Here is a 14,279-nt window from a genome sequence, read left to right as displayed (position 1 = left end):
TCATAAGGTCGTCATCCGACATCGCGGAGTAAGGAGTTAACGATGAAGCATCCCCTCTTTGTAGCCAGCCAGTTTTATGTACGTTGCCACAGCTGGCAACAGGCTATTATGCTCGCCTGCTCACCGCTGGAGCAGCAGGGACTGGTGACAGCTAATTATGCGCAGGCGATCGTTCGTGAAACCGAAAAGCAAGGCCCGTGGTACCTGTTAACGCCCGAGTTTGCCCTGCCCCATGCACGTCCGGAAGAGGGCGTAATCAGTAATGAAACGCACTTGTCGCTGCTGTGTGTAAAAGAGGCGGTGTGTTTTCCGGGTTACCCCGATGTGCGGTTGGTCGTCGTGCTGGCTGCCGTCGACAGTACCCGTCATATCGAAAAGATTCAGCAACTGGTCTGCTGGCTTGAGGAAGCAGAGCGTCTGCAGCAGTTGACTCATATCACCTGTTCGGCGCAGCTGCGTACTGTGCTCGGTTCGGTCTGAACAACCGCCAGCAGAGCAAGTCCGCTGGCGATCACTGCGTCATTAAACGTGAGCCACCGGGTTCGGCGTGTGCCCGGCATTACGCAGCAGCATCAGTAAATAAATAAACGAGACGCTGGCAATCATAATAAACAGCAGATTATCGGAATAATTCTGCATTAACATCGCGGTGAAGGAGGGCCCTAACAGGCTGCCCACGGTGTAGCTCAACAGCAATGCCTGGTTCATCGCCACAAGCTGATGCTGTTCCACTTTTTCACATGCCCATGCCATCGCCACCGGATAGAGGGTAAAACCTGCCGCCCCCAGAATAAACAACGCGGGGGCCATCGCGGCCTGGCTGAGCATCGCGATACTGCCGAGGATCACCACGAAGACCTGAACGCGCAGAACCAACAGGCGACCAAACTTATCGGCCAGACGTCCGATCGGCCACTGTCCCAGGATCCCGGCGCTAACCAGCACCGCCATCCAGAAACCGATGCTGGCGTTGCTTATCCCCTGGTGATTCAAATATAGCGGCATCAGACCGTACAGGGAGCCGAGAACAATTCCGGAGATAATACAACCGTTCACCCCCAGACGCGCCTGACGCAGCCTGAGCATCGACGTAACAGGTGTGGCGCTGTGTTCTTCCGACTGTTGATTCAGAATACGCGTGAAGAGCAGCGGTAAAATCGCCGCCAGTACCATACCCGTTACCCACGGCAACACATTCATCAGCTCCGTGGACACTTTGCTGACCAACAACTGACCGAGGAATGTCCCCACGTAGTAAACCATCATATAAGCCGCCAGCAGGCGACCACGATTGCGTGAGGTGCCGCTGCACATCAGCGCACTTTCCACCACCACCCAGATCATGGCGCAGCCCACGCCCGCCACGAAGCGCCAGACCAGCCAGCTCCAGAATCCGACCATTACCCCAAGCCCCACACAGCCAGCGGCAAAAATCAGCGAAGCGAGGTAATAGCTACGGTTAAACCCGAGATGTTTAATTAAATAGCCCGTCAGTAACGTACCCACCAGATTCCCGGTGAAATAAGACGAACTGATAATGCCCACCTGCCAGGTCGGCAGGTTTTCCTGAGCGAGCCAGAGCGGGACGAGCGTGTTCAGCACCGCGATCGCCAGGGTCAACAAAAGCAGGCCAGACAGCAAAAGCATGACGGGCCGGGTATAGGTGGACATGAGTATAAACCGTGAGGAAGTTCAAATTTCACGCGCATCATGCCACCAACAAAAACATTGTCAATCGGCTGAAACCGCGGCCTGACGGCCCTTTTTATGGTTCGATTCAATTTATTGATTGAGAAAATGTATTCTGACCACAGCGTCCCACTCAGGTGGCTGTTTTTATTGATTTATCGCTAAAAGGCGCCGCGTCGTTTGGTCGAAAAATCTCATAGTCCCACCAACAATTTTTTTTCCGTTCTATGCTTTGAGTGAACCTCCCGCACCCGGTTGGTTTCGGGTGTTTCGCTGACTCTCTCAAGGAGAAGAAATGGCTAAGCCTTATGTTCGTCTCGATAAAAATGATGCTGCGGTTCTTCTGGTCGATCACCAGGCCGGATTGCTCTCACTGGTCAGGGATATCGATCCCGATAAATTCAAGAATAACGTTCTCGCCCTCGGTGATTTAGCCAAATATTTTAAGCTGCCGACTATCCTGACAACCAGTTTTGAAACGGGTCCAAACGGGCCGCTGGTCCCCGAACTGAAGGCGCAGTTTCCGGACGCCCCCTACATTGCGCGTCCCGGCAATATCAACGCCTGGGATAACGAAGACTTTGTCAACGCCGTGAAGGCGACAGGGAAAAAACAGTTGATCATTGCCGGTGTAGTCACTGAGGTTTGCGTGGCGTTCCCGGCGCTTTCGGCTATTGAGGAAGGGTTTGACGTTTTTGTGGTGACCGATGCCTCGGGCACGTTCAATGACATTACCCGCCTGTCGGCGTGGGATCGAATGTCGCAGGCTGGCGCGCAGTTAATGACATGGTTTGGCGTCGCCTGCGAGCTTCATCGCGACTGGCGCAATGACATTGAGGGGCTGGCGACGCTGTTCTCAAATCATATTCCGGATTACCGTAACCTGATGACCAGCTACGATACCCTGACGAAGCAGAAATAGAAAACCGGGGTCAACGCCCCGGTTTGGTGAGAGAGCCGGATGGCGTTGTCGCCATCCGGTAATTCCCTGTACGTTAACTGGCTACCGCTACGCCCACGGTCATATGCAGACCGTAGAACACGCCGCGGCCAATCAGTTCACCGACCAACAGCAGAACAAATGCTACCGAAAGCAGCGGTACCGCCGGCTGGTAGCCTTTCAACTGCGGCACAATCCAGCAGCAGAGCGCCACGGTGAGAACAACTATGCGCCAGGCCATCAGCGAACCGTAATCCGGCACCAGCGCCGACGCCTGTTGAATGGAGCTATGGATAGTCGCCAGCTCGGCGCCTTGCATCACCGACATAACCGCGCTCACAACCAGCGCCAGCAGTGAAACCGCAGGCAGCAGACGCATCGCCCAGCCATCGACGTCAGCCACGCGCAGCAGCAGATAACCGAGCAGCGGCCCCCCCAAAAACAGCGTCAGGAAGAAGCCCATCGGCGTCCAGAGGCTGTACCAGGTCGGTACGGTATCGATGCTGTTATAAACGCGAACCATCATCCAGACAAATATCACGCCCAGAATCATGGTGACGATCAGCCACACTGTGCGTAACGCCGGAGAGAGCTTTTTCATCACGGCCAGCAGCCAGCCGATACCGCCAATCGCAAAGAAAACAGAGCCGCTGGCGATTTCATTACTCAGCGCCGACGACCCTACGCGATTCAGCGAATTAAACGCGCGCATCGGCGAGCCGAGGTGCAGCATGGAGGCGATAAAACCAATCCCCATCAGTACCCATAACGCAAACATACAGCGGATCACCCGCTGCTGCGTCTCTGCGCGCAGGTCGCCTTTGATCAGCGCCAGCGCCAGAACGATAAAGCCACCGACTACACACTGCCCGAAGACCGTGAAGATCATTAGCGGCCATTCATGCCATCCACTTCCCATCTTACACCTCCTTCGGATTGGCCAGATAACCCGTGGTGTCTCCCGTCGGGCGGCTGTTGGCGTTAGGTTTGATTACAATATTAGGTTTAGTGAAATGCGCCCCCGGCAGCGGAGCGACAGCGGCCAGATCGCCGTGTTTTTTACGCAGTTCATCAATCGGACCGAAGTCCAGCGCGCGCAGCGGACAGGATTCCACACAGATCGGTTTTTTACCTTCCGCCACACGGTCATGGCAGCCGTCGCATTTGGTCATATGACCTTTGGCGGCATTGTATTGTGGCGCGCCGTACGGGCAAGCCATATGGCAGTAGCGGCAGCCAATGCACACATCTTCATCGACCACCACAAAACCGTCTTCCCGTTTATGCATCGCCCCGCTTGGGCACACCTTGGTACAGGCAGGGTCTTCACAATGGTTACACGAAATGGATAAATAGTAGGCAAAGACGTTCTGGTGCCAGACGCCGTTATCCTCCTGCCAGTCGCCGCCTGCATACTCGTAGATGCGCCGGAAGCTGACGTCCGGGGTTAAGTCTTTATAATCTTTACAGGCCAGTTCGCAGGTTTTGCAACCGGTGCAACGGCTGGAATCAATAAAAAATCCATACTGGGTTGTCATCGGCTACTCCTTACACCTTCTCAACCTGAACAAGGTTCGTATGTGACGGGTTCCCCTTAGCAAGAGGAGACGGACGCTGGGTGGTCAGCACGTTGATACAACCGCCCTGATCGATGCGTTTTGCATCCGGGTCGTACCACGCCCCTTCCCCTAACGCGACGACGCCCGGCATCATGCGCGGCGTGACTTTCGCCTCAATGTGCAGCTCGCCTCGACCGTTGAAAATACGCACCTTATCGCCATTGCTGATACCGCGCTTCTGAGCATCAAGCGGGTTGATCCACATTTCCTGGCGGCAGGCCGCTTTCAGCACCTCAACGTTGCCATAGGTGGAGTGGACGCGAGACTTATAGTGGAAGCCCGTCAGCTGTAACGGATAGTCTTTCGTCAGCGGATCGTTGTAATTCTCAAAGCCCGGGGTGTAGATCGGTAATGGATCGATCACGTCCCCTTCCGGCAACTCCCAGGTCGCAGCTATCTCGGCCAGTTCCTGCGAGTAGATTTCGATTTTGCCCGACGGGGTGGTCAGCGGGTTCGCCTGCGGGTCTTCACGGAAGGCTTTATACGCCACGTGATGCCCTTGCGGATCGCGCTGTTTAAAGATGCCCTGCTTGCGGAACGCTTCAAAGGTCGGCAGATCGGGAATCGCTTTACGCGACTGCTCGTACAGATGACGCATCCACTCTTCCTGCGTGCGCCCCTCGGTGAACTGCGCCTCCACGCCCAGACGCTTCGCCAGCTCGCTGGTCATCTGGTAGATGGTCTTGCACTCAAAGCGCGGCTTGATGGCCTGGTCAGCGAAGATAACGTAGGACATGTTGCCGCAGGAGGCATCCAGCGCGAAGTCCATCTGCTCAGAAGCCGTGCAGTCCGGCAGCAGAATATCGGCGTATTTCGCCGACGAGGTCATATGACAGTCAATGACGACAATCATTTCGCACTTCTTGTCGTCCTGCAGGATTTCATGGGTGCGGTTGATTTCTGAATGCTGGTTGATCAGGCAGTTACCTGCATAGTTCCAGATCATTTTAATCGGCACGTCCAGTTTATCTTTGCCGCGCACGCCGTCACGCAGCGCGGTCATTTCCGGGCCACGTTCGATCGCATCGGTCCACATAAACATGGAGATACTGGTTTCAACCGGATTTTCCAGCGTCGGCATCCGCTCAAACGGCAGCGAGTAAGAGCCTTCACGCGCGCCGCTGTTGCCGCCGTTAATGCCGACGTTGCCGGTCAGGATCGCCAGCATGGAGATCGCACGGGTCGCGATTTCACCGTTCGCGTGGCGCTGCGGCCCCCACCCCTGGCTGATATAAGCAGGCTTAGCGCTGCCGATTTCACGCGCCAGTTTGACGATGCGGTCTGCCGGAATGCCGGTGATCTGCGCCGCCCATTCAGGCGTTTTGGCTATGCCGTCTTTACCTTCCCCCAGAATATAGGCTTTGTAATGACCGTTTTTCGGCGCGCTGGCGGGCAGCGTTTTTTCATCGTAGCCCACGCAGTATTTGTCGAGGAACGGCTGATCGACCATGTTTTCGGTAATCAGTACATACGCCAGCGCATTCACCAGCGCGGCGTCGGTTCCCGGACGAATCGGGATCCACTCATCTTCACGACCCGCGCCGGTATCGGTATAGCGCGGATCGATAATAATCATCCGGGCGTTAGACTTCTGTCGCGCCTGCTCAAGGTAGTAGGTTACCCCACCGCCGCTCATGCGCGTTTCACCTGGGTTATTGCCAAACAGTACAACCAGTTTACTGTTTTCAATGTCGGATGGGCTGTTTCCGTCGGCCCACCCGCCATAGGTGTAGTTCAGACCGGCGGCTATCTGGGCTGAAGAGTAATCGCCGTAGTGGTTGAGGTAGCCGCCACAGCAGTTCATCAAACGCGCGACCAGCGTTTTCCCTGGCGGCCATGAACGGGTTAACGTGCCGCCCAACGTCCCGGTACCGTAGTTCAGATAGATGGATTCGTTACCGTACTCTTTGATCAGCCGCTGCATATTGCTGGCGATGATGTCGTAGGCTTCATCCCAACTGATGCGTTCAAACTTTCCTTCACCGCGTTTGCCAACGCGCTTCATTGGATACTTAAGACGATCCGGATTATAAACGCGACGACGCATTGAACGCCCACGCAGGCACGCCCTTACCTGATGCAGACCATCGTAGCGATCATCGCCGGTATTGTCTGTTTCAACGTATTTGATTTCGCCATCCACCACATGCATACGCAGCGGGCAACGGCTGCCGCAGTTCACGGTACACGCGCTCCAGATAACTTTTTCGCTGGCCTGCGCCGGGCTGATGGCTTCGGCGGCGTTAGCGATTCGGGTAAATGGCAGGGTAAACGCGCTGCTGGCCATTGCCAGACCGCCTATGGCCGTCGTTTTTACTAAACCACGACGACTCACCTCAGCTGCCATAACGGCATCGGGGATCTTAGTTTTCATAATGGCTCACTCTGCTTGCTCACAGTAAAAGTGCAAAAATTAACGTTATTATTTGAATATGAATGCGACGCTATATAGTTACATATACAACGAAATAGTAGGATGACAGCGAAAAATGCTGAATTTCATTCGAAGGTAGTATTACTCCGTAGGGAGTATGAATTATTGTCCGGTGTCAAACAGGCACAAAAAAAGCGCCATCAGGCGCTTTTTTAGGGAAGGATGGCGTAACTATCAGCCAATATATTCCAGTCCGTTCATATATGGACGCAGTACTTCCGGCACCTGAATGCGGCCATCAGCCTGCTGATAGTTTTCCATCACCGCAACCAGCGTACGTCCTACCGCCAGACCAGAACCGTTCAGGGTATGTACCAGACGGGTCTTTTTGTCGGACTTACTGCGGCAGCGTGCCTGCATACGGCGTGCCTGGAAGTCCCAGACGTTCGAGCAGGAAGAGATTTCGCGATAGGTCTTCTGCGCCGGGATCCACACTTCCAGATCGTAAGTTTTGCAGGCGCCAAAACCCATATCCCCCGTGCAAAGGATAATCTTACGATACGGCAGACCCAGCAACTGCAGCACTTTTTCGGCGTGGCCGGTCATCTCTTCCAGCGCCGCCATGGAATCTTCCGGACGGACGATCTGCACCATTTCTACTTTGTCGAACTGGTGCATACGGATCAGACCACGGGTATCGCGACCATATGAACCGGCTTCGGAACGGAAGCACGGCGTGTGCGCGGTCATTTTGATCGGCAGCTGATCTTCGTCGATGATTTCATCACGCACCAGGTTGGTCAGCGGCACTTCCGCCGTTGGGATCAGCGCATAGTTGCTGCTGTCCGCTTCTTCTTCCAGCGGACGGGTATGGAACAGATCGCCGGCAAACTTCGGCAACTGTCCGGTGCCGTACAGCGTGTCGTGGTTAACCAGATACGGAACGTAATTTTCGCTATAACCATGCTGTTCAGTGTGCAGATCAAGCATGAACTGAGAAAGCGCACGGTGCATACGGGCAATCTGCCCTTTCATGACCACAAAACGCGAACCCGTCAGCTTCACGGCAGCGGCAAAATCAAGACCGGTATGCATTTCACCCAGCGTGACGTGATCGCGCACGTCGAAATCAAACTCGCGCGGGGTACCCCAGCGGCTGACTTCAACGTTGTCGTTTTCATCTTTCCCCACCGGCACTTCGTCAGCAGGCAGGTTTGGAATGTTCAGCGCGATATCACGGATCTCAGCCTGCAGAACGTCCAGTTCGGCTTTCGCTGCGTCCAGCTCTTCACCAAGCTTGTTCACTTCCAGACGTAAAGGCTCGATATCTTCCCCGCGCGCTTTTGCCTGGCCGATGGATTTCGATCGAGAGTTACGCTCTGCCTGCAGGTTTTCCGTATTGACCTGCAAAACTTTACGACGCTCTTCAAGAGCGCGCAGCTTATCTACATCCAGCTTAAAGCCCCGGCGTGCCAGTTTTTCAGCGACTGCGTCTGGCTCATTACGCAGCAGATTGGGATCGAGCATGCTTATCCTGTGCTTATCGAATTAAAAGAGGAAATGTGACCACAGCCTGCAGTCACAGGGATACAGTGCCAACATTACCGCAACGCCTGCACTAACGGTAGCGTTTTATAGGGCTATTTTGATCCTGTCCGGCGAGCCAGGCGAGCTTTTCGCCAATCTTGCCCTCAAGACCTCTGTTGGTGGGATGATAATAACGCGTTTGTGCCATTTCCTGAGGAAAATATTCTTCGCCCGCGGCGTAGGCATTCGGCTCGTCGTGGGCATAACGGTATTCCTGACCGTAGCCCATCTCCTTCATCAGCTTCGTCGGCGCATTGCGCAGATGGACAGGCACATCGTAGTCCGGCCGTTCTCTGGCATCCGACATGGCCGCTTTGAAGGCGGTATAGACCGCATTACTTTTCGGCGCGCAGGCAAGATACACAATCGCCTGCGCAATGGCGCGCTCGCCTTCTGCTGGACCAACGCGAGTAAAGCAGTCCCATGCGGAAATCGCGACCTGCATCGCACGCGGATCGGCATTGCCGACATCTTCTGAGGCGATAGCCAGGCAGCGGCGCGCAACATACAACGGATCGCCGCCCGCGGTGATGATACGCGCATACCAGTAGAGCGCCGCATCCGGCGCGCTGCCGCGCACCGACTTATGCAGCGCGGAAATCAAATCGTAAAAACGATCGCCCTTATTGTCAAAACGGGCGCTACGCTCTCCGGCAATCTCGGTCAGCAATGCAGGAAGGAGAACGCGTTTACCGCTGTCGTCGACTTCCGCCATATCAGCCATCATTTCCAGCGTATTCAACGCCCGACGGGCATCACCGTTGACCAGTTCAGCAATCGCCCGACGCGTTTCATCCGGCAGCACGATATCCTGTCCCCCGTAGCCACGGGCTTTATCCTCCATCGCCTGAGTGAGAACCTGTTCGATGTCTCCGGTCGTCAACGATTTCAGCAGATAGACACGCGCACGGGAAAGCAATGCGGAATTCAACTCAAAAGACGGGTTTTCCGTTGTCGCGCCAATAAAGGTAATAGTGCCGTCTTCAATATGCGGCAAAAAGGCGTCCTGTTGGCTTTTGTTGAAGCGATGAACTTCGTCGACAAACAGGATTGTACGACGCCCGGCATTTCGATTTTGCCGCGCGCGTTCAATGGCTTCGCGGATCTCTTTGACGCCGGACGTAACGGCGGATATCCGCTCAACGTCAGCGTCGGCGTAACGGGCAATCACTTCGGCAAGAGTGGTTTTCCCGGTCCCGGGCGGCCCCCACAGGATCATGGAATGCAGATGCCCGGCTTCAATAGCGCGGGGCAAGGGCTTGCCTGCGGCCAGCAGATGCTGCTGGCCGATATACTGCGCTAAATTTTCTGGCCGCATCCGCGCGGCCAGTGGCTGAAAAGTATTATCTGAAAAATCGAGCGACAGATTGCTCACTCATGCCTCTACTTACGTTGGTCGTCTACCGTTACGCCTTGCGGTGGGGTAAAGGTAAATTTCGATGCGTCGACCGCGCCGTTCTGCTGAGATTTCAGCTGGTAACTGCTGCGCTGGTCGTCCTGTTCCACGGCGCTGAACTGATGAATCGTCCCGTCACGTCCCACATTGATGGTGAACTGCTTCAGGTTTCCGTTGCTGGCTTTCGGCGTCAGCACAAAATCATCGCCATTTTGCTTGATATTATACTGCTGCCAGTCGCTGGACTGGTTACGGGCAATGAGCATAAATGGCGTATTGCCGGTCGCGTCTTTCAGCCAGGTGGCGGTAGCCTGCTCAACGAACGGGTTGTAAAACCACAGGGTTTTACCGTCGGACACCAGAATACTTTCGTCAGGCTGCGTCATATGCCAGTTAAACAGATTGGGACGCTTTACCCACAGATCGCCCTGGCCTTCCTGAACGGCGGTGCCGCTGCCATCTGTCACTTTTTGCGTGAAGCTGGCATGGAAGCTGCTCACTTTATCCAGACGGCTTTTCAGATCGCTCGCGGCATCTGCCCAAACGCTACTGACAACGAACCCTGAAAGCAAAGCACAGGTGATGGCAATTTTTTTCATTGTTATTCCTCAAAATACGTCACTCCCGACCGGGAGTTCCTTCTGCTATCCATTCCAGGCCAAAATTCAGCGTGAGGAAAGAAGATTAAACTGAATTCGTGGTTATTGGCCGGATAGCCTCTTGCGACTTATCCGGCCAACAGAGTTACTCAAAGGGCGGCGGCGCCAGCACTTCACGGTTACCATTATGGCCCTGCTCGCTGACGATCCCCTGCGCCTCCATCTGTTCGATAATTCTCGCCGCACGGTTGTAACCGATACGGAACTGGCGCTGTACCCCTGAGATAGAAGCCTTGCGTTTTTCAGTCACAAAGTTGACCGCCTGATCGAATAACGGATCCAGCTCTTCGCCGCCGTCAAAGCCACCGCCGCCGCCTTCGCTTTCGCTGTCGGACGTAATACCGTCGACATATTGTGGACGACCGCGCGCTTTCCAGTCCTGGACCACGGCATGCACTTCCTGGTCACGAACAAAGGCGCCGTGAACGCGTACCGGCATGGTGGAGTTAGGCCCGGAATAAAGCATATCCCCCATTCCCAGTAAAGATTCGGCGCCGCCCTGGTCGAGAATGGTGCGCGAATCAATTTTACTGGAAACCGTAAAGGCGATACGGGTCGGGATGTTGGCTTTGATCAGACCGGTAATCACGTCAACGGACGGACGCTGCGTCGCCAGCACCAGGTGAATCCCCGCCGCACGCGCTTTTTGCGCCAGGCGGGCAATCAGTTCCTCGACTTTCTTACCAACGGTCATCATCAGGTCGGCGAACTCATCGACCAGCACGACAATGTACGGCAGTTTTTCCAGTACCGGGTGCTGAGCGTCCATACTGTCGCCCGGCTTCCAGTATGGATCCGGAATCGGACGCCCCATCCGCGCCGCCTCAGCGATTTTCTCGTTGTAGCCGGCCAGGTTACGCACGCCAAGCGCGGACATCAGTTTATAACGACGCTCCATCTCGTTCACGCTCCAGCGCAACGCGTTGGCGGCGTCTTTCATATCGGTCACCACTTCCGTCAGCAGATGCGGGATCCCTTCATATACCGACAGTTCGAGCATTTTCGGGTCGATCATAATAAAGCGTACGTCTTCCGGCTGCGCTTTGTACAACATACTCAGGATCATGGCGTTAACGCCAACGGATTTACCGGACCCGGTAGTCCCTGCTACCAGAAGATGCGGCATTTTCGCCAGATCGGCCACCACCGGATCGCCGGCAATGTCTTTACCCAACACCACGGTAAGCGGTGACGGATTTTCGCGGAATTTGGCGTTATCCAGAACCTCACGCAAATAAACGGTCTGACGTTTCTTGTTTGGCAGCTCCAGGCCCACATAGGGTTTGCCCGGAATCACTTCGACCACGCGCACCGCGACGGTCGAGAGCGAACGCGCCAGGTCGCGGGAGAGGTTAGAAATACGCGCGGCTTTAACACCCGGCGCCAGGTTCAACTCAAAACGCGTGATCACCGGGCCAGGTGAATAGTTCACCACGTCCGCTTTAATACGGAAGTCTGCCAGGCGTGCTTCGACCAGACGCGCCATCTGTTCCAGCGCAAACGTGTCGACAGGTTCTACTTCGCTCGGCGGCGGCGTCAGCAGATCCAGCGACGGCAGCGGCGTAGTCGGTTTTTGCAACGGACGGCAGTCACCGTTACGCATCAACAACGGATGGATCAGGCTTTCCTGAGGTTGTTGCGCGACCGGCTGTTGCGGCTGCTGATAGTGCTGCTGCGGCGCGACCGGCTGCTGCGGTTGCTGATAATGCTGCTGCGGCGCGACTGGCTGTTGCGGTTGTTGATAATGCTGCTGCGGCGCGACTGGCTGTTGCGGTTGCTGAAAATGCTGCTGCGGCGCGAACGGCTGTTGCGGTTGTTGATAATGCTGCTGCGGCGCGACTGGTTGTTGCGGCTGCGCCGGTTCAGGCATCACGCCCGGCGTAAACAACGGTTCATGCGGCCCTTCATCCACCAGCGCTTTCATTGGCGAAAAGGCAAAATCGTCCAGAGAGAAAGGGTTCGCTCCGACAGGCTGTTCACCGGAATAACGCTGTTGCTGCGAGGAAGCAAACTGACGGGCCAGCTCAGCTTCTGCCGCGGCATCATCATCTTCTGCCTGCTGTGAATCGTGCTGATACGTCTCGCCATAACGGCTCTGCTGCGACTGGGCGAACTGACGCGCCAGTTCGTCTTGCTGCATGGCGTCAATTTCGTCGTCGCTATAGTGCTCGTCATGAAGCTCCGCTTCGCGCGCCCTCTCTTCGGCCATACGCTGGGAAGGAAGCTTGATGCCATACGACGCCAGCTCACGACGCGTCGGGACACGCACACGATTTGGACGCGGCAACTGGGGACCAATACCTTCTTTCACCTGCGGACGCGGCGCACCGCCGTTCGCTAGGCTAAATACCGGCGCGGCGGCGGCGGATACGCCGGCAGCCTGGGTGGCGCCCTTAACCCCAGCGGCGACAGGCGCGACCGCCGCCGATTCAACTGGCGGAACAGCAGCAGAAACCGCGGGTTTTACCGGCTGAGGCTCTTTCACCGGTTCCGGTATCGGCTGATACCATGCGGCTAACTGCTCACGCTCGCGGGCGCGTTTTTCCTCAACTTCTTCAAAATAGTACAGCGGCGGACGCGCGGGTTTTGTCTCTTCAACCACGGGCTCAGGTTCGGCAGTCGGCTGCGTCGCTGTCACGGGTTGATGGGCGTAGTCCGGCTCAGGTTGCTGAACCGGCGGCGGATACGCAACGGGTTGTACCGGCTCTGGCGGTTGCGTCAGCTCCGGCTCCTGCCACTGCGGTTGCGGCGCGGCAGGTTCAACGTAAGGGGCTGTAACCTGCTGTGGCGCGTAATACGACGGCTCAGGTTGTACAGGCTGCTGCGGCGCGTAATGTGACGTTGTTTGCGAAGGAGATGGCGTCCGGGACGGATAGCCGTCCGGCGAAGGAGCAATCACCGGTTCGCCCGTCTGCGGGCCGGGAACAGGTTGCCATTCCACGGTCGGCGGGGTCGGGACAGGTTCCGCGCCTGGCACCTGCGGCGTTTGCATCACCGGGTCAGCAGGCGCAGCCCAAGTCTGCGTCGCGGCGGTTGCCGCAGCGGCAGCGGCGACGGGTTCAGTGACGGAGTGACCGTTTAACAGGGGATCGAATTCGTCATAGTCCGGCTGGGTTGCCCGATGCCCCGAGAACAGAACATCGCCAGGATCCGCCGGTACGCCGCGAGCGCTCCAGGCAATGTCATCTTCGTCATCCATACGTTTACCGGAGAACAGCGCCGCATCGGTCTGACGACCATGAGGATTGATAAATTTCTCCGCCAGACGTTTACGTCGCGCCAGCGCGCCACGCAGGATGCGTGCGCGACGAGATTCACGCTGCACACCCTCGGCCTCGTCTTCGTACTCGTCTTCATCGTCATAGTCGTCTTCCACCCAGGTATCGTCACGACGGGTGCGATTGCTGGCGAAAGTCAGAATATTGAGCAGCCAGCCGCCGATTTTTTCAGCGATGGTAACCCAGGACCAGCCGGTAAAAAGCGTTAACCCCGCCGCCCAAATACACAGCAGCGCGATCGTGCCGCCGCTACTGTGCAGCAACGGTTGCAGAGTGGTGCTCAGCAGGCTGCCGATCACTCCGCCAGAAGCAAAATACCAGATATCATCGGCATTAATTGCAGCGAGGCCGCAGGAGGTCAGAATCAGCGCCAGAACGCCGATCAGTCGCAGCGAAACGGCAAAATAGTCGATATAGTCATCGGTGGCCTGGTGCCGCCAGGCAAACCAGCATCCGCCGACAATGATCACCGGGATGGTGTATGCCATGACCCCGAAGATAAAGAATAACGTGTCTGCCAGCCACGCGCCGGGGATCCCCCCCAGATTGTGGATAGGCTCATGCCAGGCCGTTTGCGACCAGCTGGGATCGGAAGGATTGAAGCTGAGTAAGGCGGCCATCAGCCAGACGGCAAAAAGCGCAATAAGGATGAGCAACGCCTCCAGAAGTCGGCGCCCGCTGCTTAACTTTGTCAATGTGACTTCTTTGTCTTCAGTGTATTCCTGGCTCAAAAAAGG

General features: G+C 56.1%; 10 protein-coding genes. 2 read left to right on the top strand and 8 right to left on the bottom strand.

Annotated features, from left to right (window positions below):
* The first annotated feature begins 42 nt into the window (after positions 1 to 42).
* Positions 43 to 480: a PTS sugar transporter subunit IIA gene (locus OOJ60_RS02105; RefSeq protein ID WP_205611848.1), complete on the top strand. Its 438-nt coding sequence runs from the start codon at positions 43 to 45 to the stop codon at positions 478 to 480.
* Positions 481 to 522: 42 nt separating this feature from the next.
* On the opposite strand, the gene OOJ60_RS02100 is transcribed toward OOJ60_RS02105, so the two are convergent.
* Entirely contained in the window at positions 523 to 1,671 is a 1,149-nt protein-coding gene (locus OOJ60_RS02100; RefSeq protein WP_205611847.1) for an MFS transporter, read from the bottom strand.
* Between the two features lie 313 nt (positions 1,672 to 1,984).
* On the opposite strand from OOJ60_RS02100, the gene ycaC reads away from it, so the two are divergent.
* Positions 1,985 to 2,611, top strand: coding sequence for an isochorismate family cysteine hydrolase YcaC (gene ycaC / locus OOJ60_RS02095; RefSeq protein ID WP_042288161.1), 627 nt, complete (start codon positions 1,985 to 1,987; stop codon positions 2,609 to 2,611).
* Positions 2,612 to 2,684: 73 nt separating this feature from the next.
* Here ycaC and OOJ60_RS02090 read toward each other — a convergent pair whose 3' ends face one another.
* The 7 genes from OOJ60_RS02090 to ftsK all read right to left on the bottom strand — a co-directional run bounded on the left by OOJ60_RS02090 (position 2,685) and on the right by ftsK (position 14,273).
* On the bottom strand, positions 2,685 to 3,548 hold the full coding sequence (locus tag OOJ60_RS02090) for a dimethyl sulfoxide reductase anchor subunit family protein (protein WP_042288164.1): 864 nt from the start codon (positions 3,546 to 3,548) through the stop codon (positions 2,685 to 2,687).
* A gap of 1 nt (position 3,549) precedes the next feature.
* The gene (gene dmsB, locus OOJ60_RS02085; protein ID WP_181821597.1) at positions 3,550 to 4,167 is read right to left on the bottom strand and encodes a dimethylsulfoxide reductase iron-sulfur subunit DmsB; all 618 of its coding nucleotides are present in this window, start codon (positions 4,165 to 4,167) and stop codon (positions 3,550 to 3,552) included.
* Positions 4,168 to 4,177: 10 nt separating this feature from the next.
* Complete coding sequence (gene dmsA / locus OOJ60_RS02080; protein ID WP_205611846.1) at positions 4,178 to 6,622, bottom strand: dimethylsulfoxide reductase subunit A; 2,445 nt, start codon at positions 6,620 to 6,622, stop codon at positions 4,178 to 4,180.
* 234 nt (positions 6,623 to 6,856) lie between these two features.
* Positions 6,857 to 8,149: a serine--tRNA ligase gene (serS, locus tag OOJ60_RS02075; protein ID WP_205611845.1), complete on the bottom strand. Its 1,293-nt coding sequence runs from the start codon at positions 8,147 to 8,149 to the stop codon at positions 6,857 to 6,859.
* A gap of 91 nt (positions 8,150 to 8,240) precedes the next feature.
* On the bottom strand, positions 8,241 to 9,584 hold the full coding sequence (gene rarA / locus OOJ60_RS02070) for a replication-associated recombination protein RarA (protein WP_042288172.1): 1,344 nt from the start codon (positions 9,582 to 9,584) through the stop codon (positions 8,241 to 8,243).
* Between the two features lie 8 nt (positions 9,585 to 9,592).
* Positions 9,593 to 10,204: an outer membrane lipoprotein chaperone LolA gene (gene lolA / locus OOJ60_RS02065; protein WP_042288173.1), complete on the bottom strand. Its 612-nt coding sequence runs from the start codon at positions 10,202 to 10,204 to the stop codon at positions 9,593 to 9,595.
* 145 nt (positions 10,205 to 10,349) lie between these two features.
* Positions 10,350 to 14,273, bottom strand: coding sequence for a DNA translocase FtsK (ftsK, locus tag OOJ60_RS02060; RefSeq protein ID WP_205611844.1), 3,924 nt, complete (start codon positions 14,271 to 14,273; stop codon positions 10,350 to 10,352).
* Positions 14,274 to 14,279 lie beyond the last annotated feature (6 nt).

Origin of the sequence: Citrobacter sp. R4 (assembly GCF_026719175.1) — a bacterium.
Classification (GTDB): Bacteria; Pseudomonadota; Gammaproteobacteria; order Enterobacterales; family Enterobacteriaceae; genus Citrobacter_A; species Citrobacter_A sedlakii.
This window is presented reverse-complemented; position numbering and strand designations above follow the sequence as displayed.